Source organism: Candidatus Poriferisocius sp., assembly GCF_965219815.1.
Classification (GTDB): domain Bacteria; phylum Actinomycetota; class Acidimicrobiia; order Acidimicrobiales; family Bin134; genus Poriferisocius.
This window is the reverse complement of the sequence record NZ_OZ244791.1, coordinates 1,889,399-1,911,560: the sequence shown is the minus strand read 5'-3', so window position 1 is coordinate 1,911,560 and position 22,162 is coordinate 1,889,399. Positions and strand designations below refer to the sequence as shown.

General features: G+C 65.7%; 22 protein-coding genes. 8 read left to right on the top strand and 14 right to left on the bottom strand.

The genetic code is table 11. The annotated features are described in order from the left end of the window. Nucleotides 1-12: 12 nt before the first annotated feature. The 11 genes from ftsE to ACOQPI_RS09070 all read right to left on the bottom strand — a co-directional run bounded on the left by ftsE (nt 13) and on the right by ACOQPI_RS09070 (nt 11,745). A complete protein-coding gene (ftsE, locus tag ACOQPI_RS09120; RefSeq protein WP_420619338.1) occupies nt 13-690 on the bottom strand; it encodes a cell division ATP-binding protein FtsE in 678 nt (225 codons plus the stop codon). 136 nt (nt 691-826) lie between these two features. After that, entirely contained in the window at nt 827-1,927 is a 1,101-nt protein-coding gene (gene prfB, locus ACOQPI_RS09115; RefSeq protein ID WP_420619337.1) for a peptide chain release factor 2, read from the bottom strand. 22 nt (nt 1,928-1,949) lie between these two features. Continuing rightward, entirely contained in the window at nt 1,950-4,676 is a 2,727-nt protein-coding gene (secA, locus tag ACOQPI_RS09110; protein WP_420619336.1) for a preprotein translocase subunit SecA, read from the bottom strand. A gap of 116 nt (nt 4,677-4,792) precedes the next feature. Beyond that, nucleotides 4,793-5,125: a ribosome hibernation-promoting factor, HPF/YfiA family gene (gene hpf, locus ACOQPI_RS09105; RefSeq protein WP_420619335.1), complete on the bottom strand. Its 333-nt coding sequence runs from the start codon at nt 5,123-5,125 to the stop codon at nt 4,793-4,795. After that, nucleotides 5,116-5,718, bottom strand: a complete 603-nt coding sequence (locus ACOQPI_RS09100) for a ComF family protein (RefSeq protein ID WP_420619334.1) — start codon at nt 5,716-5,718, stop codon at nt 5,116-5,118. Before ACOQPI_RS09100 ends, hpf begins: the two co-directional genes overlap by 10 nt. Before the next feature lie 134 nt (nt 5,719-5,852). Continuing rightward, nucleotides 5,853-6,824: an S-methyl-5-thioribose-1-phosphate isomerase gene (mtnA, locus tag ACOQPI_RS09095; RefSeq protein WP_420619333.1), complete on the bottom strand. Its 972-nt coding sequence runs from the start codon at nt 6,822-6,824 to the stop codon at nt 5,853-5,855. 17 nt (nt 6,825-6,841) lie between these two features. After that, entirely contained in the window at nt 6,842-8,278 is a 1,437-nt protein-coding gene (gene ahcY, locus ACOQPI_RS09090; RefSeq protein WP_420621017.1) for an adenosylhomocysteinase, read from the bottom strand. A gap of 82 nt (nt 8,279-8,360) precedes the next feature. Then, nucleotides 8,361-9,392: an SIS domain-containing protein gene (locus ACOQPI_RS09085; protein WP_420619332.1), complete on the bottom strand. Its 1,032-nt coding sequence runs from the start codon at nt 9,390-9,392 to the stop codon at nt 8,361-8,363. A 34-nt stretch (nt 9,393-9,426) separates the two neighbouring features. After that, complete coding sequence (locus ACOQPI_RS09080; protein ID WP_420621016.1) at nt 9,427-9,663, bottom strand: Trm112 family protein; 237 nt, start codon at nt 9,661-9,663, stop codon at nt 9,427-9,429. A gap of 49 nt (nt 9,664-9,712) precedes the next feature. Next, complete coding sequence (manA, locus tag ACOQPI_RS09075; RefSeq protein WP_420619331.1) at nt 9,713-10,864, bottom strand: mannose-6-phosphate isomerase, class I; 1,152 nt, start codon at nt 10,862-10,864, stop codon at nt 9,713-9,715. 68 nt (nt 10,865-10,932) lie between these two features. Continuing rightward, complete coding sequence (locus ACOQPI_RS09070; RefSeq protein WP_420619330.1) at nt 10,933-11,745, bottom strand: CPBP family intramembrane glutamic endopeptidase; 813 nt, start codon at nt 11,743-11,745, stop codon at nt 10,933-10,935. A 22-nt stretch (nt 11,746-11,767) separates the two neighbouring features. On the opposite strand from ACOQPI_RS09070, the gene ftsH reads away from it, so the two are divergent. Genes ftsH through ACOQPI_RS09050 form a run of 4 tightly spaced genes read left to right on the top strand, consistent with a single transcriptional unit; the run spans nt 11,768 to nt 15,664 of the window. Beyond that, on the top strand, nt 11,768-13,825 hold the full coding sequence (ftsH, locus tag ACOQPI_RS09065) for an ATP-dependent zinc metalloprotease FtsH (protein WP_420619329.1): 2,058 nt from the start codon (nt 11,768-11,770) through the stop codon (nt 13,823-13,825). Then, entirely contained in the window at nt 13,810-14,235 is a 426-nt protein-coding gene (locus tag ACOQPI_RS09060; RefSeq protein WP_420619328.1) for a hypothetical protein, read from the top strand. Before ftsH ends, ACOQPI_RS09060 begins: the two co-directional genes overlap by 16 nt. A gap of 45 nt (nt 14,236-14,280) precedes the next feature. Further along, nucleotides 14,281-14,892, top strand: coding sequence for a class I SAM-dependent methyltransferase (locus ACOQPI_RS09055; protein WP_420619327.1), 612 nt, complete (start codon nt 14,281-14,283; stop codon nt 14,890-14,892). Next, nucleotides 14,885-15,664 carry an enoyl-CoA hydratase/isomerase family protein gene (locus ACOQPI_RS09050; protein WP_420619326.1) on the top strand — a complete coding sequence of 260 codons (780 nt, stop codon included), beginning with the start codon at nt 14,885-14,887 and terminating at the stop codon, nt 15,662-15,664. Before ACOQPI_RS09055 ends, ACOQPI_RS09050 begins: the two co-directional genes overlap by 8 nt. Here ACOQPI_RS09050 and ACOQPI_RS09045 read toward each other — a convergent pair. After that, nucleotides 15,661-16,686: a ketopantoate reductase family protein gene (locus ACOQPI_RS09045; protein WP_420619325.1), complete on the bottom strand. Its 1,026-nt coding sequence runs from the start codon at nt 16,684-16,686 to the stop codon at nt 15,661-15,663. The genes ACOQPI_RS09050 and ACOQPI_RS09045 overlap by 4 nt on opposite strands. Before the next feature lie 62 nt (nt 16,687-16,748). Between ACOQPI_RS09045 and ACOQPI_RS09040 the strand changes: the two genes are divergently transcribed. Genes ACOQPI_RS09040 through ACOQPI_RS09025 form a run of 4 tightly spaced genes read left to right on the top strand, consistent with a single transcriptional unit; the run spans nt 16,749 to nt 20,643 of the window. After that, nucleotides 16,749-17,090 carry a cupin domain-containing protein gene (locus ACOQPI_RS09040; RefSeq protein WP_420619324.1) on the top strand — a complete coding sequence of 114 codons (342 nt, stop codon included), beginning with the start codon at nt 16,749-16,751 and terminating at the stop codon, nt 17,088-17,090. Then, nucleotides 17,091-19,076, top strand: coding sequence for an acetate--CoA ligase family protein (locus ACOQPI_RS09035; protein WP_420619323.1), 1,986 nt, complete (start codon nt 17,091-17,093; stop codon nt 19,074-19,076). It begins immediately after the preceding gene. Nucleotides 19,077-19,101: 25 nt separating this feature from the next. Continuing rightward, nucleotides 19,102-20,253 carry an acyl-CoA dehydrogenase family protein gene (locus ACOQPI_RS09030; protein ID WP_420619322.1) on the top strand — a complete coding sequence of 384 codons (1,152 nt, stop codon included), beginning with the start codon at nt 19,102-19,104 and terminating at the stop codon, nt 20,251-20,253. Nucleotides 20,254-20,310: 57 nt separating this feature from the next. Then, complete coding sequence (locus ACOQPI_RS09025) at nt 20,311-20,643, top strand: helix-turn-helix domain-containing protein (RefSeq protein ID WP_420619321.1); 333 nt, start codon at nt 20,311-20,313, stop codon at nt 20,641-20,643. On the opposite strand, the gene ACOQPI_RS09020 is transcribed toward ACOQPI_RS09025, so the two are convergent. Both ACOQPI_RS09020 and ACOQPI_RS09015 read right to left on the bottom strand, forming a co-directional pair. Further along, nucleotides 20,636-21,070, bottom strand: coding sequence for a hypothetical protein (locus tag ACOQPI_RS09020; RefSeq protein WP_420619320.1), 435 nt, complete (start codon nt 21,068-21,070; stop codon nt 20,636-20,638). The genes ACOQPI_RS09025 and ACOQPI_RS09020 overlap by 8 nt on opposite strands. After that, nucleotides 21,070-21,993 (bottom strand): hypothetical protein, encoded by a 924-nt coding sequence (locus tag ACOQPI_RS09015; protein WP_420619319.1) that lies wholly within the window; start codon nt 21,991-21,993, stop codon nt 21,070-21,072. Before ACOQPI_RS09015 ends, ACOQPI_RS09020 begins: the two co-directional genes overlap by 1 nt. Between the last annotated feature and the right edge of the window lie 169 nt (nt 21,994-22,162).

Here is a 22,162-nt window from a genome sequence, read left to right as displayed (position 1 = left end):
AAAGCCCATCGGCTATTCGTACACGCCCCGGGACTGATCCCGGACGATCTGGCCCCGGTCCAACTCCACAACCCGGCGGCGCATCTTGTCGACAATGCTGCGGTCGTGGGTGGCCATCACCACCGTGGTGCCGGTGCGATTGATGCGGTCCAGCAGCGTCATGATGCCCAGCGAGGTGTTCGGATCGAGGTTTCCGGTGGGCTCATCGGCCAACAGGATCAGCGGCCGGTTGACAAAGGCCCGGGCGATGGACACCCGCTGCTGCTCCCCTCCCGACAGCTCGTCGGGAAAGTTGTGCATCTTCTTGGACAGGCCCACCAGCTCCAAGATGGCCGGCACCTTGGACTTGATCACGCTGCGGGGGCTGCCGATCACTTCCAGCGCGAAGGCCACGTTCTGGACCACGGTCTTGTTGGGCAGAAGCTTGAAGTCTTGGAAGACGCAGCCGATGTTGCGGCGCAAAAAGGGCACCTTCCAACTAGGCAGCTTGCCGATGTCCCGCCCGGCGACGAACACCCGGCCCCGGTCGGGCTTCTCCTCTTTGTTGAGCAGGCGCATGAACGTGGACTTGCCCGAGCCCGACGGGCCCACCAAGAAGATGAACTCCCCCCGCTGCACTTCACAGGAGGCGTTCTGAAGGGCGAGCACCTCGCCCTTGTACACCTTGGTGACGTTCTCCATTCTGATCATGCGATGTGAACTCCGAACTGCGAACCGGGCTCGCACCCCCCTTCGGCGGCCTGGAAAGCTCGACCAACGCTACCACCGGCTCCAGGTATTGAACGCGCACCCTTCCCCCCAAATCCTGCGGCGAACCCGGCAAAACTCAGGACATCCGCCTCCACCGCAGGTAGGCCTCGATCATCTCGTCGAGGTCGCCGGCCAGCACTGCTTCTACGTTGCCGATGGTCACGCCGGTGCGATCGTCCTTGACCTGCTGGTAAGGGTGCAGCACGTACGAGCGGATCTGGCTGCCCCATTCGGCCTTCTGGTAGTCGCCGGCCAGCCCGGCGATCTCGGCCTCCCGCTCGGCCCGCTTCAGGTCGGCCAGGCGGGCGGCCAGGATCTGCATGGCCCGGTCTTTGTTCTGGTGCTGGCTGCGCTCGTTCTGGCACGACACCACCACGCCGGTGGGCAAGTGGGTGATGCGCACTGCCGAGTCGGTCACGTTCACGTGCTGGCCACCCGCTCCCGACGACCGGAAGGTGTCGATCCGCAGGTCCTTGTCCTCGATCTCCACCTCGTCGGAGACCTCATCGAAGAACGGGACCACCTTGAACTGGGCGAATGCGGTGTGGCGGCGGGCGTCCGAGTCGAATGGCGAGATCCGCACCAGCCGGTGCACCCCCCGCTCCGACTGGAGCAGGCCGTAGGCGTTGCGTCCGGAGATGGTGAAGTCAGCCGAGGAGATGCCCGCGCCCTGACCCTCTGACACGGAGTCCACCTTGAACTCGAAACCGCGGCGCTCAGCCCATCCCTGGTACATGCCCAACAGCATCTCGGCCCAGTCCTGCGCATCGGTGCCCCCCGCGCCGCTGTGAAGCTCGCACACGGCATCGGAGTCGTCGTGCTCACCGCCCAAGAGCGACCGCAGCTCCAGGTCGTCCACCTTGGCCGACAGGGACTCCAGCATTTGGGCGATCTCCGGGGTCTGCGACTCGTCCTCTTCCTCATTGGCCAGCTCATGCAAGGTGTCGGCGTCGTCCAACGCAGCCTCCAACCCGGCGAACAGCTCCAAATCCTCCACCAACTCGGACAGCTCCCTGGTCACCTTGCGGGCCTGGTCGGGGTCGTCCCACAGGCCGGGGGCAGAAGCGGCCTTCTCCAGCTTGGGGCGGCGGGCGATCAGATCGTCGATATGCAGATAGCGCCGGGCCTCGTCCAGTTTGGATCGGAGCAGGGCGAGGTCGCCGGTGAAGTCAGGCACGGGGATTCCCGGGGTTCAGCAGTCAGCGCCCGCAGCACTGCTTGAACTTGCGGCCTGATCCGCACGGACAGGGGGCGTTGCGAGGGGTCTTCTCCAAATCCGACTTCACCACCGGCTGCTTCGACCTGGGCGCCGACTCCTGCACCACCTCAGGACCAGCCGCAGTGCTGGCCAAGGCGGCTTGGGCGCCGGCCCGGGCCAAAGACGGCTGGGTGGACGGGTCGGCCGGACCCGATTCGGTGATGTTGCTGGTGCCGGCGTCGTCGGCCTGCGCCGGGGCATCCACGTTGATCTCCACATGCATGATGTAGGTGACGAAGTCCCGGGCAACGCCGGCCATCATCTGGCCGAACATCTCGAACCCCTCCCGCTGCCACTCGGTTAGGGGGTTTTTCTGACCCAGGGCCCGCAGGTTGATGCCCTCTTTGAGGTAGTCCATCTCGTAGAGGTGCTCGCGCCAGCGCTGGTCGATGATGCGCAGCATGATCTGGCGCTCCACCTCCCGCATGGCCTCGGCGCCGACCAGCTCCTCCCGCTGCTCGTAGTGGGTTACCGCCTCCTCAACCAACAGGTCGTACAGCTCGTCGGTGGAGGCGGCCTCGCCCATCTGCTCGGGCCCCATCTGGGTGGGCCACAGCACCCGGACCTCGGTCTCCAGCTGCTGGAGGTCCCAGTCCTCCGGGTCTTCCGACGTGCAATGCCCGGTGATCACTGCGTCGACCGCCTCGCCCAAGTGCTCGAGGGCCTCGGCCCGCAAATCGCTGCCCGACAGGATCTGGGCTCGCCGCTGGTAGATCACCTTGCGCTGCTCGTTGAGCACCTCGTCGTACTTGAGCACGTTCTTGCGGGCTTCGGCGTTCTTCTGCTCCACCGTGCCCTGGGCCCTCTCGATGGCCTTTGTGACCATCTTGGCCTCGATGGGCACATCCTCGGGCAGAGCCTTGTCCATTACCCAGTTCATGGCCCCGGTGGCGAAGATCCGCATGAGCTCGTCTTCCAACGACAGGTAGAACCGGCTCTCACCGGGATCGCCCTGGCGGCCGGAGCGGCCCCGGAGCTGGTTGTCGATGCGACGGCTGTCGTGGCGCTCGGTGCCCAGCACGTAGAGGCCGCCCAGCTCCCGCACCTTTTCGCCCTCGGCCCCGCACTCGGCCTCGTACTTCTCCTGCAACTCAGCGGCCCGGGCCTGGCCCTCGGGGTCGGCGGGATCGAGGCCCTCAGCAGCCACATCCCGGCGGGCCATGGCCTCGGGATTACCTCCCAGCACGATGTCCACTCCTCGACCGGCCATATTGGTGGCCACGGTGATGGCGTGCAGGCGACCGGCCTGGGCCACGATCTCGGCCTCCCGGAAGTGCTGTTTGGCGTTGAGCACCTCATGAGGGATGCCCCGCTTGTTCAAAACGTCGGCCAGCTTCTCGGAGTTCTCCACCGAGACCGTGCCCACCAGCACCGGCTGGCCCCGCTCATATCGCTCCACCAGGTCTTCGACCAGAGCGTTGAATTTGCCTTCCTCGCTCTTGTAGATGAGGTCGCCCTCGTCGGCCCGGACCACCGGCAGGTTGGTGGGGATGGGCACCACGTGCAGGCCGTAGGTGCCGAATAACTCGTTGGCCTCGCTCACCGCGGTGCCGGTCATGCCGGCCAGCTTGTCGTAGAGGCGGAAGTAGTTCTGGAGGGTGATGGTGGCCAGCGTCTGGTTCTCCTCTTTGATCTTCACCCCCTCTTTGGCCTCCACCGCCTGGTGCAAACCCTCCGACCAGCGGCGGCCGTCGAGAACCCGCCCGGTGAACTCGTCGACGATCTTCACCTCGCCCCGCTGGATGATGTAGTCCTTGTCCCGGTGGTACAGCTCCTTGGCCCGCAGCGCGGCCTGGAGCTGATGGACCAGGTTGGCGCTGACCGAGTCGTAGAGGTTCTCCACCCCCAAGGACCGCTCCACCGCATGCACGCCCTCCTCGGTGGGGGCCACGATGCGCTTCTCCTCGTCCACGTCGTAGTGGACATCGCGCCGCAGGCCCCGCACCACGCTGGCGAACTTGTAATACGTCTTGGCGGCATCCGCCAGGCGCCCGCTGATGATGAGGGGGGTGCGGGCCTCGTCGATGAGGATGGAGTCGATCTCGTCCACGATGCAGTAGTTGTGGCCCCGCTGCACCCGGCGGTCGGCCGACATGGCCATGTTGTCCCGCAGATAGTCGAAGCCCATCTCATTGTTGGTGCCGTAGGTGATGTCGCAGTCGTACTGCTCGCGCTTGAACTCAGAGCCCCGCTCGCCGGGAACCACCAGCCCGACGGAAAGGCCCAGCCACCGGTGGATGGCCCCCATCCAGTCGGCGTCGCGGGCGGCCAGGTAGTCGTTCACCGTCACCACGTGTACGCCCTTGCCAGCCAGGCCGTTCAGGTACACCGGGAGCGTGGATACCAGGGTCTTGCCCTCACCGGTGCGCATCTCGGCAGCCCAGCCGAAATGAAGGGCCGCGCCCCCCATCAGCTGCACGTCGTAATGGCGCTGGCCGATAACCCGCCATGCCGCCTCCCGCACCACGGCAAAGGCCTCTATGAGCAAATCGTGAAGATCCTCGCCGTTCTCGAGGCGCTGGCGGAACTCCCCGGTGCGGCCCCGCAGCGCGTCGTCGGACAGCGCTTTGACCTCGGGTTCGAGCGCGTTGATGTCGGGCACCAGGCTCTCCAGTGCCTTGAGCTTCTTGCCCTCACCAGTGTTCAGGACCTTCTGAAACACGCTCATTCCAGGCCCACTCTACTGTCGCGCTGGCGCGATTTAGTCAACGGAGCCAACCAGAATCGTGTTGGCGGGCTACCTCAGAAGGTGCCTCGGAAATCTGCTGGCCGGCGGTGTGGAACTCAGCTGGCCCGGCGTTCCCGGGAGTGGTGCTGGCGATCCACCCGGCGGGTCTTGGTGCGGCGCAACTGGCGCTCCAGCTTGGCGATGGCCCGATCCAAGGCCGCGAACGGGGTGGGACCGTTGACCCGGCTGCGGATGTGATAGCCGTGGCCCTCCAAGGTGACCTCGCAGATGTCGGGTTCGGCGATGCGGGGGTTCTTCTCCTCGCTGAACCGAACCGTGGCGTGATCGATGCCCGATAAGTAGCGGCTCAACTTGCCCACCTTCGTTCGGGTGGTCTCCCCCAGTCTCTGCGACACCTGAATCCCGCTGCTGCTGATGGTCACGTCCATTGCGGCTCCCTTTCGGCTGGGGTTGAGTTGTGGGTTCCCATGGTAACCACACCGGGCGGCAGTCGTGCGGAAGACGGCGTGTAGGGGAGCGGCGTGGCTCCAGCCACTACGGCGTCCACCCGTCCGGCACCGGCCCGAACCAGAGTGGATGCCGCGGCCTGGAGCGTGGCCCCGGAGGTGACCACATCGTCTACCAGCAGTACCGAGGCCGGCGGGGGGCGGTGGGGAGCAAAGACAGGGGCGCAAAAGCGCTGGCTGCGGCTTCGACCGGTCTGGCCTGCGGCGTCGACTCGCTTCAGCAGGGGAACGACACACAGCCCGGTCTCTCGGCCCAAGGCTCGAGCCAAAAGCTCAGCCTGGTCGAAACCCCGCCGCCGGCGTCGCTGGGAAGACGTCGGCGCCCACGTCACCGAGTCGACCGCCAGACCCGGCGGCAAGACTTGAGCCATGGCTGACGCCAGCCACCTCACGCAAGACCGCTGGTTGCGGTACTTGAGCCGGGCTAAGAGCTCCCGGCCCGCACCCACGTAGGCGAAGGCCGCCCACAGCCCGGCCAGCGGTTCGGGCGGGGGCATCTCCCCCACTGCTCGCATATCGGCCGTGCAGCGCCGACACGGCGATGGCCCCGGCCCTCCGCAACCAGCGCACGTGCATGGAAATAACATGACCGCACCCTAAAAGCCATCAGTGACACTTTCTCCTGCCCATTCAGGCCCCTGGCCGGTGGTTACTCGATGCTGTCGCTGATGCCTTCTTCGGTTATGTAGCCGGTGACCAGTTCGGCGGGGGTGACGTCGAAGGCCCAGTTCTGGGCGGCCATGCCCTCGGGAGCGAGCCGCACTCCGCCCACTTGGACCACCTCGTCGCCAGGGCGCTGCTCCACCACGATGTCCGAGCCCGATGTGGTAGCCGGGTCGATGGTGGACGTGGGCGCGGCCACATAGAAGGGCACGCCGTGGTGCCGGGCCAGCACCGCCAGCGAGTAGGTGCCGATCTTGTTGGCCACGTCGCCGTTGGCCGCGATGCGGTCAGCCCCCACGATGGCCAGGTCCACCTCGCCGGCGGCCATCAGCGATCCGGCCATGGCATCCACCACCAGGGTGGCCGGGATGCCGAGCCGCTGAAGCTCCCAGGCGGTGAGCCGGGCGCCCTGCAATACCGGCCGAGTCTCGTCCACCCACACCGACGGCTGTCGCCCCGCATCGTGGGCCGAGCGGATGACCCCCAGCGCGGTCCCCCACCCCACACAGGCCAGCGATCCGGTGTTGCAATGGGTCAGCACCCGGGCGCCGTCGGCCACGACTGCCATGCCATGCTCCCCGATGGCCTGGTTCACAGTCACGTCGTCGGCCGCGATCCGCACCGCCTCGGCCACCGGATCGGCCGCGGCCAGGGCCCGATCAACCCCCCAGGCCAGGTTCACCGCAGTGGGTCGGGTGGCCTTCAGCAACACGGCCGCCTCGGCCTCATCCCGCCCCTGCACCGAGGCCAGCGCCACCCCCATGGCTCCGGCCGCGCCCAGTGCGGGCGCACCCCGGATGGCCAGCTCGAAAATCAGCTCGCACAGCTGCTCGACGGTGTTCACGTCCACCAGCACCAGCTCCTCGGGCAGTCGCCGCTGGTCGATGAGCCGGATGTGGTCGCCCATCCACTCGATGGTGGGCGGAATGGGAGAATCGGCCAGCACTGGCGACGGCATCGCTCCAGTTTGCCTGTTCAGTACCGGTAGTGGTCGGCCTTGAACGGCCCGTCGGCCGACACCCCCATGTAGTCGGCCTGAGAAGGAGTCAGCGTGGTGAGGCGCACCCCGAGAGCGTCGAGGTGCAGCCGGGCCACCATCTCGTCCAGTTCCTTGGGCAGCGTGGTCACGTCGGTGCCGTAGGACTCGGCGTTGGCGTGCAGCTCCATCTGGGCCAGCACCTGGTTGGTGAAGCTGCACGACATCACGAAGCTGGGGTGGCCGGTGGCATTGCCCAAATTCAACAGCCGCCCCTCCGACAAGATGATCACCGAGTGGCCATCGGGAAAGACGTACTCGTCCACCTGGGGCTTGATGTTGATGCGCTGCACATCGGACAGCGCGTTGAGCCCGGCCATGTCGATCTCGTTGTCGAAGTGGCCGATGTTGCCCACCACCGCCTGGTGCTTCATCCGCCCCAAGTGCTCGGCGCTGATCACGTCCTTGCAGCCGGTGGCGGTGATGAACAGATCAGCGGTTTCCAGCACATCTTCGAGCCGTTGGACCTCGAAGCCCTCCATGGCCGCTTGCAGCGCGCAGATGGGATCAACCTCGGTGATCACGACCCGGGCCCCCTGGCCCCGCAGTGATTGGGCGCAGCCCTTGCCCACATCGCCATAGCCGCACACCACGGCCAGCTTGCCGCCGATCATCATGTCGGTGCCCCGGTTGATGCCGTCGATCAGCGAGTGCCGGCAGCCGTAGAGGTTGTCGAACTTCTGCTTGGTCACCGAGTTGTTCACGTCGATGGCCGGGAAGCGCAGAGTGCCGTCGGCCTTCATCCGGTAGAGCCGGTGGACGCCGGTGGTGGTCTCCTCCGATACGCCCCGAATGCCCCCGGCGATGGCGGTCCACAGCCCGGGTTCGCCGACCAGCGTACGCCCCAGCAGGCGGCGGATCTCGGCCAAGTCCTCAGAATCGGCCTCATCGGGGTCGCCGGGGTTGCCGGCCGCCTCAGCATCGGCCCCCATGTGCACCAGCAGGGTGGCGTCGCCGCCGTCGTCCAAGATGAGATTGGGCCCTCCGCCGTCAGGCCAGCGCAGCACCTTCTCGGTACACCACCAGTACTCCTCCAGGGTCTCGCCTTTCCAGGCGTAGACCGGAACCCCTTGGGGGTCATCCGGCGTGCCATCGACACCGACCGCCACCGCGGCGGCAGCGGGATCCTGGGTGGAGAAGATGTTGCACGACGCCCAGCGCACCTCGGCGCCCAGCGCGGTAAGGGTCTCGATCAGCACCGCGGTCTGCACGGTCATGTGGAGAGAGCCGGTGATGCGGGCCCCGGCCAGGGGCTGAGCGTCGAAATGCTGGGCCCGCAGGGCCATGAGACCGGGCATCTCGTGCTCGGCCAGGCGGATCTCCTTGCGGCCGGCCTCAGCCAAGGCCAAGTCGGCCACTTTGAAATCGTGCTCCAGGGTCACCGCGACCCTCCCTTGCTGTCTAGGTTTCTTAGCGGGATTTCCCGTTTGAATCTATGGAATGTCCCCGTCAAAGCCGTCATTGGGTGCGACCGGCCAGCGCCTGTCGAGCGGCCACGATGGCCGGCACCGGGCCGGGATCGAGGCCCACCGCGGCGGCCATCTCCAATGCGGTGATCGACCCCTGGTACATCAGATCGAAGATCTGGGCCACCGGGCCCTCGCCCGCCGCCTCCACGGTATGGACTGCACCCACCACTTCGTCCATCAGGTCGATCATGATGTCGAAGCCCCGCATCACATCGGGATGCTCGTGATCATGGCGCAAAACCACCATGCTGAACACCTGCCGGGTCAGATCTCCGTGCTGGCCCCACCCGGCGATCTCGTTGTGCAGCAGGTCGGGCACGCCGGCGCTGAATGCCGGGGCTTTGGCACTGGTGTTGATCATGTTCTTCCAGTGCCGGGCGGCCACCGAGCCGAGTCCTCCCCCGCCGTAGATCAGCGGTACCGTGCCGGCGAGGTGGCGGGCTCGGGACGCGGCCGAGTCCCGAGCCGCGTCCCGGCGGCTGCGAATCTGGTCCACGGCAAAGCGCACCCATTGAGAGGCGCCGGGGAAAAGCCCCATCTGCTCGAGGATGATCATGGGGGCCACGGTGAGCACGCTCAGCCCGGCCCGTGGCGGGTAGAGCATTGGATCGACTTCGACGAGCGGGGCCCCCCAAGCCCCGGCCATCTGGGCCAGTTGGCCGCCCCCGGTCACCGCCACAACCCGACCGCCCGCCTCCGCGGCCAGTGCCGCGGCCTGGACGATCTCCGGCGTGTCGCCGCTGGCGGAGAGAGCGAATACAAGGGTCTGCTCGTCCACATACGAAGGCGGTTGGTAGCTCTTGACCACCACGATGGGCAGGGGCATGAACGGCCCCGCAGTTACAGCCAGCAGGTCGCCGGCAAACCCGCCCGGCCCCATTCCCAGCACCAGCACATTGGCGATCTCCGAGCGGTCAGGCAGTCCGCGCAGGTCTTTGGTCCGATCCAGAGCGTCCAGCATCTGCTCGGGGAGCCGGTTGACCGCCGGCCACATGCCCAGCGTGTCCACCCGCTCGCTCACCGCATTCTCCGATCCACGAGACGTGAGATGGCTCTCACGGAGTGAAGGTGAAGGGAATGGACTCAGACTCTGCTCTGGCCATCAATCGCTCGTGCTCGGAATCGTCCACCGTCTCGGCCTCGTCAATGAGCATGTTGGGGATGTCATCCTCCACGAGATAACGGCGGTGCAGGCGGGGGTTGTACAGCGAGTCCTCATCGGGAAAGTACAGCAGCGGCCCCTTGTCGTCAGGACAGGCCAGAATCTCGAGCAGTCGGGGATCCAGCGCCATGGCCACAGTCTTACTCAACCGCTGCCTCTAGTTGAAGCAGCCACCACGATCATCCAGTTGCCGCCCGGAACAGCAGCGCGGTCCCGACGACGTCATACTCGCCGGTCCCCGCCGGCACCCACACTGCTCCGCCGCCGGTGATCTCGTGACCCGCCACGCTCGCACGCCCCGATGTGCAGAGCACGATTTCCGGCCCTGTGGGAAGAAACCGCCGCGCCCCGTCCAACTCGACGCGGGCAAGCCCAAAGTCGGGTGCCGGCGCCTGGAAGGAGAAACACGGACCGTCGGGGCTTTGCACGGGCACGTCGATGGGGCGACAATTCACCACTTCCAGCACCGCGGGAACGTCCACATGCTTGACGGTGAGACCGCCCCTCAGCACGTTGTCGCTGTTGGCCATGATCTCCACCGCTACTCCGTGCAGGTACACGTGCAGGTTGCCTGCTTCCAGAAAGAGGGCCTGGCCGGGGTTGAGGCGGACCAGGTTCAGCATCAGGGCCACAGCCACCCCGATGTCTCCGGGATGCCGCTCCCCGATCCGCACCGCCCACTGCCTCTCATCGGGAAACGGGCCGGGCTGAGCGCAAGCCGCCACCACCTGATGGGCGATGTCCGCGCCGGCTTGTGGGGAGCGCTCCAGCAGGCACCGAAGGGCTGGGGCGATCTCCCCTGCTTGCAGGCAACCAGTTGCCGGGGCCAGAGCGGCAACCTCCAGCGAGTCGAATAGAGCGGCGGCGGAATCCGGCGACCGGAACCCGCACAGGGCGGTGAACGGCTCGAGCGCACAGATCAGCTCCGGTTTGTGGTTGCGGTCGCGATATGAGCGGTGGTCGGCGTCGACGGGGATGCCCTGGTCTTCCTCTGAGTCGTACCCCGCTTGAGCCTGCTGGCGAGTGGGGTGGGTCTGGAGCGAGAGGGGCTGGTCTACGGCCAGGATCTTGAGCAGAAAGGGCAGCTCACCGCGGAACAACCGGGCCGTTTCCGCGCCCAGCTCTGCCTCCGGGTCTTGGGCGATCACCTCGCTTAGGGGCCGATCCACACCGTCGCGCCGCAGCATGGACGGTGCCCGGGGGTGGGCGCCCAACCACAGCTCTGCCTGGGCCTCGCCGGTGGGCGGAACGCCCATGATCCGGGGCAGCACCTCCCGCGACCCCCACGCGTAGGGCTGGACTGCCCCAATCAGAACACCCGGCGTGCTCATCGCATCCAGGCCCTCAAAATCTTGCTGCCAACCCAGTGCTCACGGCTTCAAGTTAGGCGAAATCGGGCTCAAGCCAGCCAGATCAGGTTGATCACCGCTATCAGATTGAAGCCGACGTGGGCCCAGATGGCCGGCCCCAGTCGCTTGTAGCGTTTCACCAGCAGGGCGGCGATGATTCCGAAGGCCATGAGCGCGGGGAACTGGAGGAGTTGGAAGTGAACCGCTCCGAACAGGGCCGAAGAGGCCAGCACGCCTATCACTGCCCCCCATTTGCGCTCGAACGCCCGCAGCACCAGACCGCGGAAGAAGAGCTCTTCGAAGATGGGCGCCCCCACCACCACCCCCAGCATCACCAGAGCGATGTCGCTGCCGGTGGCGGCGCGGTCGGTGATCTCGCGGGCGGCCTCGCTCACGTCAAAGTCGAAGAACTGCTGGAACGGCGCATAGATAAGCCAAACCACCGCGATCTGGGCGAACACCCCCACCAACAGCCCCACAGGCACATCCGACGCCTTCATCGACAGGCCGAAATCGCGCCGTAGTCCCGTACCTCGCAGTGTGCCGGCCACCAAGGTGGCCAATGCGAACCCGCCCCACAGCCCGATCTGGCCCACCGGCAGGGTCCAAAGCGGCAGCGCTGGGTCGTTGCGCTCCTGGCTTATGGCGTCGCTCAACCCGTAGCGCCCCACGTATGACCCGGTGCCAGTGGTCCCCCCGGTATCCAACCCAACCGCGGCCAGAACACCCAAGAAAACCACCACCGCGGCCACCCAGGAGAACACCACCCCGATGAAGACATCGGGCAGACCCCACCGGATCTCTCGCTCTTTGCTCAGCTTCGCGGCCTCCACCGGCCCGCAGCGTAATGGTGACTTTGTCACCGAGCCCTCGTAGAATTGCGCAATGGCCTCTCCCCCGCCGCCGCCTCCCCCGTCGCCTGAGCGGCGAGACCCCGAGCGCGGCCCGGGTCAGCAGCAGCCCACACCAAGCCGGATGCCGCGCTGGGTGTGGTTCATCGTGCTGGGCCTGTTGGCCGCCCTGCTGTTCTCCAATGTATGGCGCGGCGACGACAACGGCAGGCAGATCTCCTTCGACGTGCTCTTGGACGCGGCCGAGAACGACAAGGTTGCGGAAGCGGAGTACAACAACAACACCGGCGAGATCAAGGGCACGATGGAAGAGGGCGCGACGGTGGAGATCGAAGGGGAGACGGTGGCCGTCTCCAAGTTCCACACCACCGGCAGCGTCCCGCTGGGAGACGCCAATGAGGAAGTCCTGCTGAAGAACATCGACACGTTCGAGTTCCACACCCCCCGCAGCAGCATCTGGGCCAGCATCCTGCCCCTGCTGATCCCGGTGGCGCTGATCTTCTTGATCTTCTGGTGGTTCCAGCGCCGGGCTCAGGGGCAGATGAGCGGGATCATGTCAATCGGCCGGTCCAAGGCCAAGACCTACACCACCGAACGACCCGAAACGTCCTTCGATGACGTGGCCGGTTACGAAGGGGTGAAGAAGGAAATCGTCGAGGTGGTCGACTTCCTCAAACATCCCGACAAGTTCGCCCAGATCGGTGCCCGCATCCCCAAGGGAGTGCTGCTGGTGGGGCCGCCGGGCACCGGCAAGACGCTCATCGCCCGGGCGGTGGCCGGCGAGGCCGGGGTGCCGTTCCTGTCGGTCACCGGGTCGGACTTCATGGAGATGTTCGTCGGGGTGGGCGCCAGCCGGGTGCGGGACCTGTTCCAATCTGCCCGGAAGATGGGCCGTGCCATCATCTTCGTCGACGAGATCGACTCCATCGGCCGCAAGCGGGGCGCTGGCCTGGGCGGAGGCCACGACGAGCGGGAGCAGACCCTCAACCAGATGCTGGCCGAGATGGACGGCTTTGAGGCCACCGAGGGCATCGTGATGATGGCGGCCACCAACCGTCCCGACATCTTGGACCCGGCGCTGCTGCGGCCCGGACGCTTCGACCGCCAAGTGGTGGTCCCCCTGCCCGAAGCCGACGACCGGCTCCAGATCCTCAACGTCCACGTTCGGTCGAAGAAGATCGCCGCCGATGTAGACCTCCCGCTGATCGCCCGGGGATCACCGGGCATGAGCGGGGCCGACCTCGCCAATCTGGTGAACGAGGCTGCGCTGTTCGCGGTGCGCAGCGAATCCGATCAGATCCGCATGATCCATTTCGAGAACGCCCGCGACCGGGTGCTGATGGGCCAGCGGCGCGAGTCCATGGTCATGTCCGAGGAGGAGCGGCAGATCACCGCCTATCACGAGGCCGGCCATGCGGTGTGCGCCGCCGTGCTGCCCAAGGCCGACCCGCTGCACAAGGTGACCATCATTCCCCGGGGCATGGCCCTGGGGGTGACCATGACCCTTCCCGAGGAAGACCGGCACACCCTGCGACGCGACTACTTGGACGACATGCTGGTCATGCGCATGGGCGGGCGCATCGCCGAGGAGCTGGTGTTCGGCGTGTCTTCCAGCGGCGCGGCCGACGACCTGGCCGGCGCCACCGAGTTCGCCCGCCGCATGGTGCGGGAGTGGGGCATGAGCGACCGCATCGGGCCGATGGCCTGGCGGAGCGCGGGACAGGTGTTTTTGGGCGACGAGATGATGACCAATCGGGAGTACAGCGACGAGACGGCCCGGGTCATCGACGAGGAAGTGGCTGAGATTTTGCGGGCCCAGGAGAACCGATGCCGGGAAGTTTTGACCAAACACCGCAACGGCCTCGATCTGGTGGCTCGGGCACTGCTGGAGCACGAGACCATCTCCGGCGAGGAAGTCGGCAGGCTGGTGGAGCTGGGCGACGAGGGCCCCATCGGAGATCCCCGAGACATCATCGGAGCTGCTCTGGGGTCTCGCAGCTCGGGCGGGACGCGGGGCACGGCCACAACCACTGTTGCCTCCTCGACCAACCTGGAGGAGCCCGACACCCCGGAGACGTGGCCCGCACCCTGATCGCGCTGGGGGTAATAGTCGGGGCACTGGCAGTGGCCTGGCTCTATCGTCGCTTCCGCCCTTCGAACCCCACTGCACCGACATACTCGGTGCCCACCCGACTGGAGCGCTGGGATTTCGCCCAGCCCAATGCCGAGTGGCTGTTGGCGGTGTTCACTTCCAAGACTTGCTCGACCTGCGCCGTGGTGGTGAAGGAGGCCGAGGGCTTGGCCAACGACTCACTTGCGGTGCAAGAAGTGGAGTACCGCCGCCATGGCGACCTGCACCGCCGCTATGCGGTCGACGCCGTTCCTCTGGTGGTGTTGGCCGATCGCTCTGGGGCGGTGTGCGCCTCGCTGGCCGGCCCCGCCACCGCCGCGGAGCTGTCCGCCCTCATCGCATCGGCCCGCCAACTGCCCGGTACCGTCTGATCCCATGGAATCTCCCTCTGGGAAACCACCAGAATTGAGGGGCTGATGGGTCTGTCACGAGACTTGGTGCAAACCCGGGAGTTCTTCACCTCTCGAGCCGCCGGCTGGGAGGACCGCCATCCCGATGACGACGTCTTGTTCAATTGGGCGGTGAACCAGCTCAAGCTGTCCCCCGGCGATGTGGCTATTGACGCCGGCTGTGGATCGGGACGGGCGCTCGCCCCAATGCGGGCAGCGGTTGGACCCCAGGGCGCGGTGCTGGGCATCGACGCCACCCCCGCCATGCTCTGCGAAGCCGCCCGGCTGGGACGCCAGGCCATTTCAGTTTGCGTAGTGGGCGACGTCGGCGCACTCCCGGTTCGGGAGAACTGCGTGGCCGGGATCCTGGCTGCGGGGCTGCTTCCCCACCTGCCCGATCCCGTGGGCACGCTGCGAGAGATGGCCCGGGTGGCTCAGCCCGGCGCTCGGCTGGGCGTGTTCCACCCCATCGGCCGCCTCGCTCTGGCCGCCCGCCACAAGCATCGTGGCGCCCACGCCCACGACATGAACATCGACCCCCACCGCATCGGACCGCTGCTGGCGGAGGGGGGCTGGACCCTGGAGCACTTGGACGACGCCGACGACCACTACCTGGCCCTGGGGGTGCGCGATGGTTGACCAACCGGCCGCTGACGCGGTCCTGTTCGAGGTCAGAGATGGGGTGGCGTGGGTGACCATCAATCGCCCCGAAGCCCGCAACGCTGTCAACCAGGCGGTTTCGGAGGGCTTGGCCGAAGCGTGGGACCGGGTCGAATCCGACGACGACGTCGCGGCGGCCGTGCTCACCGGCACCGGCGAAGCCGCCTTCTCGGCCGGGGCCGACCTGAAGGAGATGGCTGCCCGAGCCGAGCGGGGGCTGCCCTCCCAATTCGTCGGGGGGCGCTTGGCCGACGGCGGAGTCACCAAGCCGGTCATCGCCGCAGTGAACGGCGTGGCCTATGCCTTCGGCTTCAACCTGGTCATGCAGTGCGACTTGTGCGTGGCCGCCGACCATGCCCGCTTCGGCATCTTTGAGGCCAAGGTGGGCCGGGGCTCGCCGTGGGCCGCCCAGCTGGGCTGGCTCATTCCCCCTCGGGCGGCCATCGAACTGCTGTGTACCGCCGAGCCGATCAGCGCCCAGCGGGCCTACGAGCTCGGTCTGGTCAACCGGGTGGTGCCCGCAGATCAGCTGATGTCGGTAACGGCCGAACTCGCGGCAACAATCGCCGCCAACGCGCCGCTCACCGTCCGCGCCGGCAAAGCCATGATCCGAGCCACCGCCGGCCTGTCACCCGCTGAGGCCGCGGCCGTGGCCGACGAGATCTACCAGCCGGTCTACGCCAGCGACGATGCCCAAGAGGGCCCTCGGGCCTTCGCCGAGAAGCGCCCTCCCCGCTGGCAGGGCCGCTAGCCCAGCACCCTCAACAGCTCATCCAGATTCTGAAGACCGGGTGCTCTCCGGCCGGACTCGATCTCTTGCACCACCTTGAGCACCGCATCATTGGCCGGAGTGGGGATGCCCAATCGCACTCCCTCCTGGCTGACAAACCCGCTGAACGAGTCGATCTCGGTTTTGCGGCCTTGTTCGATGTCGGTGGGCATCGAACCCTTGACCTCACCCAGTTCGGCGGCGGTGGCCGCCCAGTCGGCGGCCAGCTCGGCGGCCCCTGGTCCGCCCTCGCCCCCAGTCAGGATGCGCTGGGCTTCTATACCGCTCACCGGATCGATGGCGAGGCCTCGGGCCTGGCCAATCGCCACGGCCTCCGAACCACAGGCCAAGCTCACCCGGCGAGGACCGGGTTGCTCCCGGCAATCTCGGGCCCGGCCCCCAAGCACCGCGTTGACTGGGTTGCTCATGCAGTTCATCACCAGCTTCGACCAGATGGCCCCCCAGATGTTGCCGCTCACCGGGGTGTCGATCCCCTCCCCCAGCGCCGACGACACCCGCTCCAGCCGGTCGGTGCGGGATCCATTGAGCTCGCCAATCTGAAGCATGGGATGCCAGTCGAGCCTCACCTGACCCGGCTTGACAACCGCGGCGGGAAACAGCACGACGGCACCAATCACCCGCTCTGGACCCAGCAGCTCGGCCAGCAGGGGTTCGTTGACCCCGTTCTGGGCCGAGACCACGGTGGCGCCGTCGGCCAGTCGAGGAGCCAACCGCGGGACGAGCCACCGGTTGTCAAACGCCTTGGCCGCGATTACCAAAACATCGATGGGGGCCAGCCGCGGCCACTCTTCGATATGCCACGCGGGCAGCCGGACTGTTCGCTCCCCAGTCGAATCTGGGCCCACCAGGCGCAGGCCGTCGGTACGAATGGCCTCCACGTGTTCGGCCCAAGCGTCGATCACGCTGACTTCTCCACCCCCGAGGGCCACCTCGCCGGCTATAGCACCGCCAATTCCTCCGGCACCGGCTACCACAACATGCATCGAGGCCATGTTATTCGCCCGCCCAAGAGCCAGAACCGGGCTGGCCGTGCTACGAATTCTCCATGGCCCTCACCCGATATCGCGACCTGGAGTGGTTCCAGCCCGGTGAGAACCCCGACCCCGATGACACCGATTTGCAGAAGGCATGGCTGCACCGGGGGTCGTTCTTCGCGCACGCTATACGGCTGGCCCCCGGCTATGTGATCCCTCCCCACAGTCACGACCGAGATGAGATAATGGTGGTCTTGGCTGGCAGCGCCACCCTTGACAGCGGTGTGGTGGTGGAGCCGCCCGACACGCTGCTGCTGGCCGCCAACGTGGAGTACGGCTTCACTGCGGGACATGAGGGCATGGAGTTCATGGTGGTTCGCACCGGCCAGGCAGGCCTGACCATTTCCGGCTGAATGAGCGCACCGGCCAAAGACCTCACCCCGCTGGTACGGCCCCAGTCCATCGCGCTGGTGGGGGCAACACCGCTGGAGAGCAACAAGCTGGCCTCGTGGGCTCTGGGCAACCTGCTCAAGCACGATGTGCCCGCCGATCTTTATCTGGTCAACCCCCGCTACGACACGCTGGAAGGGCGGCCCTGTTATCCCGATTTAGGATCCCTCCCGGCAACCCCCGATCTGGTGCTGGTGCTGGTGCCCGCGGCCGCCGCCATCGACGTTCTCCGCCAGGCCGAGGCGCTCGGCAGCCAGGCCGCCATCTTGTTCAGCAGCGGGTTCGGCGAAGGAGACCGGGCCGGGTCTCCGCTCGACCTGGAGTTGAAGGCATTCCTGAGCGATACACCCATGGCGGTGTGCGGACCCAACACCAACGGCGTCATCAACTGCATCGACCGGATCCCCGCCGGGTTTCCCCCCTATGCCATGGCCGACGAGCTGCCCGCCGGAAATCTCGGCGTGGTATCCCAGAGCGGCGCCCTGGTGTCGTCGCTGGTCCAGCATCTGCTGGGCAACGGCCTCGGCCTCACCGTGGGGTTCGCCGTGGGCAACGGCATCGATCTCACCGTGGGCGACTACGTCCGATTCTTGGCCACCGACGATCGCACCGAGCAGATCGTGGTGTATGCCGAGGGGCTGCACGACGCCGAACGGTTCTTCGCCGCAGCTGACGAGGCCCGAGCCGCAGGCAAACCCGTGCATATGATGAAGGCCGGCCGCTCCCCCGAGGGCGCCGATGCGGCCCGTACCCACATCGGGGCCCTGGTGGGCGACTACGACGCATTCGCAGCTCGCTGCCGCCAACACGGCATTCTCATGGCCCACGACTTGGCCGAGCTGGCCGCGCTTCCCCTGGCCCGAGGTCGCTGGGGGCAACGGATCGGTGTGCTGTCGTCATCGGGGGCCATGGCCGGAATCCTGGCCGATTCAGCCCGCCAGCATGGTTTCGACGTTCCCCCGTTGGGGCCGGCGGCCCACTCGGCCCTGGCCGAGCGCATGGCACTGGGCGACCCTCGCAATCCCCTCGACCTCACCGGCCAGTCGGTGGTTGACCACGGTCTGCTGCCTGCCGCTCTCGAGGCCATGGGCGACGACCCCGGATTGGACGTGCTGGTCCATGGGATGCTGATCGGCCCCGACACCATCATCGACAAGCAAATGGACTCTCTCGTGGCCCAGACCCAGCAGGGAACCCCGGTGGCGGTCTACAGCACGCCGGGATGGCACTCTGTGGACTATCCCAAGCTGGCCGACGCCGGCATCCCGGTGTTCAACTCCCCCGATCGGCTGTTCCGCTGTCTGGCCGAGTGGGAAAAGCGGCGCCACTTGCCGCGGGACGAAGAGCCGCAGACCTGGCCGGATGAAACCTTGGACGATTTGCTGGCCGACATCGCATCCCCGGCTTGCGCCCCCGCCGAATACGCCCAAGACCAACCGGCCGCAGTCAAGCTGCTGGGCGATGGCCTCGACCACAAGACCGAACTCGGACTGGTTGAGCTCAACGTGGTACCCAGCGACATAGCGGCAGCCGCGGCGCGGCTGGACGCCCGCCGCCGGGAGCTGGACCTGTCCGACGCCGTGGTGGTGGCCCAGCCCATGGCCGAGCCCGGCATAGAGCTGATCGTCGGCACCAGGGTGGACCCGGAGGCCGGCCCCTGCGTTGTGGCCGGCCTCGGAGGAGTGCTGGCCGAGCTCGTCGACGACGTGGCCATCGCCCCCGCTCCGCTGAGCGCCGCCGAGGCCCACGCCCTGTTGGACGCCACCCGGGCCGGAACGCTGCTGGACGGCTACCGAGGCCGCACCCGCAGCGACCGGGATGCTGCCGCGGAGGTGCTGGTTCGACTCGGGCGCATCGCCGCCCGCCATCACACCGAGGCCGAGATCAACCCGCTCATCGTGCATACTTCAGGGGTCACCGCCGTCGACGTGCTCAGCGGCGGTCGCTGAGCGACTTCGGCACTAAGAGGCACCCATGGAGTTCACCCCCGAACAGGAGCTGCTGCGGGAATCGGTGCGAGGCTTCGCGGCCAAAGAGATGCCCGACGGGTTCGCCCGGGAGTGGGACATCAAGGGCGAGCCCCCACTGGAGACCTACCAGCGGTTCGCTGATGCCGGGTTCATGGGGGTTGGCATCCCCGAGCAGCACGGCGGCCAGGGCGGGGGAATCGTGGAGGTGGCCATCGTTTTGCACGAGTTGAGCCGGGCCATGATGTCGTTCGCCATCATGGTCTATCGGTCTGCCATCCACGCGTCGGGGGGATTGCAGATCTACGGCACCGAGGAACAGCGGGAGCGATTCCTCCCCGGTATCGCCTCCGGCCAGTACAAGTTCTGCTTCTCGCTCAGCGAGCCCGATGCCGGATCCGACGCCTTCAACCTCAAATGCCGGGCCGAGCGCGACGGCGACGAGTACGTGGTGAACGGCACCAAGATGTGGAACTCCTTCGCCCGCCACGCCGACTACGTGCTGTTGGCCACCCGCACTTCCGATGAGCCGAAAAAACAGGACGGCATCACGTTCTTCGTGGTGGACCTGTCGAGCCCCGGCATCGAGATCACTCCCATCGAGACCATCGGCGAGCGGGCCAGCGGAACCAACATGGTTGCCTACACCGACGTGCGGGTGCCGGCCGCCAACATCTTGGGCGCCGAGGGCCAGGGCCATCGCAATCTTCAGGCCAACCTGGAGCGGGAGCGGTTCTCCTCACTGCCCATCAACCTCGGGCCGATGGAGGCCATCTTGGATGAGGCCATCGAATACGCCAACACCCGGGAGCAGTTCGGCCAGGCCATCGGGCGCTTCCAGGCCATCCAGCACATGCTGGCCGACGTCGCGGTCGACGTGAACATCGCCCGCACCCTCACCTGGGACTTGGCCCGGCGCATCGCCGCGGGCGAGCCGTGCTCCCTAGAAGTGTCGATGGCCAAGCTGTGGATCAGCGAGGCCATGATGCGGGCCAGCTACTCCGGGATGCAGGTGATGGGCGGCTACGGCTACACCCTCGACTCCAACATGCAGCTTCACTGGCGCAATGCCCGCTTGGGCACAATCGGCGCCGGCTCCAGCGAGATCCAGCGCAACATCATCGCCCGCCAAATCGGCCTCGGCGGCAATCCCTCCTGACGGTTCTAAAGTTGAATGGCCTGTCTACCGCGGTTGACGGGTCGCTATAGTGGCTATATGTCCAGGGAACGCACCGGTGCCGAACGGTATTTCGCAGAGCGCATGGACGACCCGGAGTATCGCTGCACAGTCGAACAGGCCCGTCACAGAGATGACCAGTTCGATTCCATCATTCGGCTCATTGACCAGCGCCGAAATGAGCTGGGCTGGAGCTACGAGGAGCTAGCCTGCCAGGCCAATATCAATCCCGAAGACATCCGGCAGATCTACTCGCTCGAAACACCCGACCCCTCATTCGGCACTGTGGTTGACCTTGCCTGTGCTGTTGGGCTTGAACTGGGAGCCGGTCACGGGACTGGTGCCGAGCTAGGTGCCGCCAAAATCAGCTAAGCACATTCCTGGTTCGTTCGAATTCTTCCCGGTATTTTCTGGCCTGCCTGTAATCTCTGCCGCTTGCACTCTGTCGCTTTGGCTTTGAAAACCCATAGACGCAGATAATCGATGATCCGCCCAGGTCATCAGCGTGGCGGTCGAGAAGGCAAAGCAACCGATAGTTTGCATCCGACCCTTGAACACACACCTCGTAGAAACCTGCCATATCGCCACGCATCGCCTTCCACATTCCTCCACCAGAGAACGATGGTGGGGGTGCTTCGGCAACAGCCTCCAAGACCGCCTGGATCTTCGCGGCCACACCGCTAGGAACGGACTTCAAGAACCCCATTGCTGGAACGGCTTCCGATAGATCGCCACCCCTTTCCCGGCGAAAGAAGTGGACGCGCCAAGGTGCGTTTTCCTCGGCCTCCTTACTCGTCATCACTCCTCCGGACCATCAGTCCCATTCTCCGGCTCATCGACCTGCCCGATTGGCTGATCCGGGCCAAGCACATTCACTAGTTCCTCGATGCTGGCTATCACTGTCCCGATGTTGCTGTATGCATCGGAAGCCGGTGCTCCCTCCATGCAGACTTGGAATACAACTTGTCCGCCTTGGATCTCCCAAGTGTGATCGATGACTGGTTTTGGAAGAATTTTTGACTTGGAATCGCGTTCTTCAGGGAAAGCTGGAGTGGACGCAGGCTGTTGTATGAGTCCGCCTGTATCGGTCAGTGACTCATTCTCGGATTGGGTCTCCCCATTGGCGTTGTCCACGGGACGCCCAACTTTTTCCCGGAGAATGACAACATCCTCACCGTCTTCTTCTCCCAACCCTGCAGCCGCGAGACTCTCGGCGAATGAATCCACAAACGCATCGCCGTTGGCCGGTGAAACTCGGAACTCGTGAATTGCGCGTGCTGCAAGATGTCTACGCTGCAGGGACACACCCTTAGAGGATTTTTCATATAAGTCAGCAAATATCTGACAATTTGCGAACGCTTCCTGCAGTGCCTCTAGTTCTCCTGCGTCGCTAAGGGGTTTAGCAATCTGCCTGGCCACGCCAGTCATTGTGAGGACCTCACCTCGGCCAGCAATGAGTTTGAAGTCCCGAAATGCTGCGAGTCGCTGACGAAAGCTGCCACTGTTGGTCGTACTTAGGCCCATGTACTCGGCAAACGCCGATGCAGTATGCTCAAAACCGTACTTGCCAGCCTCTTTCAGAATTCTGGATGCCTCTGAGAGTGACAGCCTTGGAAAACCGGCCCCCCTCCTCTGCGGCCCGCCTCTATTACTGATGGCAGCGCTTTCGTTGTCTTCCTTCCCCCCGACACTGCTGGAGATCGATTCAAGGTCATTGCTCATGGTGCTTCTCCTTAATGACTGGCGGCCGAGCCAAACTTCTTCCGAATATCCCCCACAAGGATATTATAGACGATTTCTACGATGACACCAGTACAACACGAGATATTTTTCAAAACGCCAGGTCAGGGGATGGAGTATGGCCAACATAGTTCCCCAGAAATTCTACCGA

Excerpts from the sequence above, each read along its gene's own strand:
- ftsE (WP_420619338.1), bottom strand. The coding sequence starts at position 690 with ATGATCAGAATGGAGAACGTCACCAAGGTGTACAAGGGCGAGGTGCTC.
- secA (WP_420619336.1), bottom strand. The coding sequence starts at position 4,676 with ATGAGCGTGTTTCAGAAGGTCCTGAACACTGGTGAGGGCAAGAAGCTC.
- hpf (WP_420619335.1), bottom strand. The coding sequence starts at position 5,125 with ATGGACGTGACCATCAGCAGCAGCGGGATTCAGGTGTCGCAGAGACTG.
- ACOQPI_RS09100 (WP_420619334.1), bottom strand. The coding sequence starts at position 5,718 with ATGCGAGCAGTGGGGGAGATGCCCCCGCCCGAACCGCTGGCCGGGCTG.
- mtnA (WP_420619333.1), bottom strand. The coding sequence starts at position 6,824 with ATGCCGTCGCCAGTGCTGGCCGATTCTCCCATTCCGCCCACCATCGAG.
- ACOQPI_RS09080 (WP_420621016.1), bottom strand. The coding sequence starts at position 9,663 with ATGGCGCTGGATCCCCGACTGCTCGAGATTCTGGCCTGTCCTGACGAC.
- manA (WP_420619331.1), bottom strand. The coding sequence starts at position 10,864 with ATGAGCACGCCGGGTGTTCTGATTGGGGCAGTCCAGCCCTACGCGTGG.
- ftsH (WP_420619329.1), top strand. The coding sequence starts at position 11,768 with ATGGCCTCTCCCCCGCCGCCGCCTCCCCCGTCGCCTGAGCGGCGAGAC.
- ACOQPI_RS09055 (WP_420619327.1), top strand. The coding sequence starts at position 14,281 with ATGGGTCTGTCACGAGACTTGGTGCAAACCCGGGAGTTCTTCACCTCT.
- ACOQPI_RS09050 (WP_420619326.1), top strand. The coding sequence starts at position 14,885 with ATGGTTGACCAACCGGCCGCTGACGCGGTCCTGTTCGAGGTCAGAGAT.
- ACOQPI_RS09045 (WP_420619325.1), bottom strand. The coding sequence starts at position 16,686 with ATGCATGTTGTGGTAGCCGGTGCCGGAGGAATTGGCGGTGCTATAGCC.
- ACOQPI_RS09040 (WP_420619324.1), top strand. The coding sequence starts at position 16,749 with ATGGCCCTCACCCGATATCGCGACCTGGAGTGGTTCCAGCCCGGTGAG.
- ACOQPI_RS09035 (WP_420619323.1), top strand. The coding sequence starts at position 17,091 with ATGAGCGCACCGGCCAAAGACCTCACCCCGCTGGTACGGCCCCAGTCC.
- ACOQPI_RS09030 (WP_420619322.1), top strand. The coding sequence starts at position 19,102 with ATGGAGTTCACCCCCGAACAGGAGCTGCTGCGGGAATCGGTGCGAGGC.
- ACOQPI_RS09025 (WP_420619321.1), top strand. The coding sequence starts at position 20,311 with ATGTCCAGGGAACGCACCGGTGCCGAACGGTATTTCGCAGAGCGCATG.
- ACOQPI_RS09020 (WP_420619320.1), bottom strand. The coding sequence starts at position 21,070 with ATGACGAGTAAGGAGGCCGAGGAAAACGCACCTTGGCGCGTCCACTTC.
- ACOQPI_RS09015 (WP_420619319.1), bottom strand. The coding sequence starts at position 21,993 with ATGAGCAATGACCTTGAATCGATCTCCAGCAGTGTCGGGGGGAAGGAA.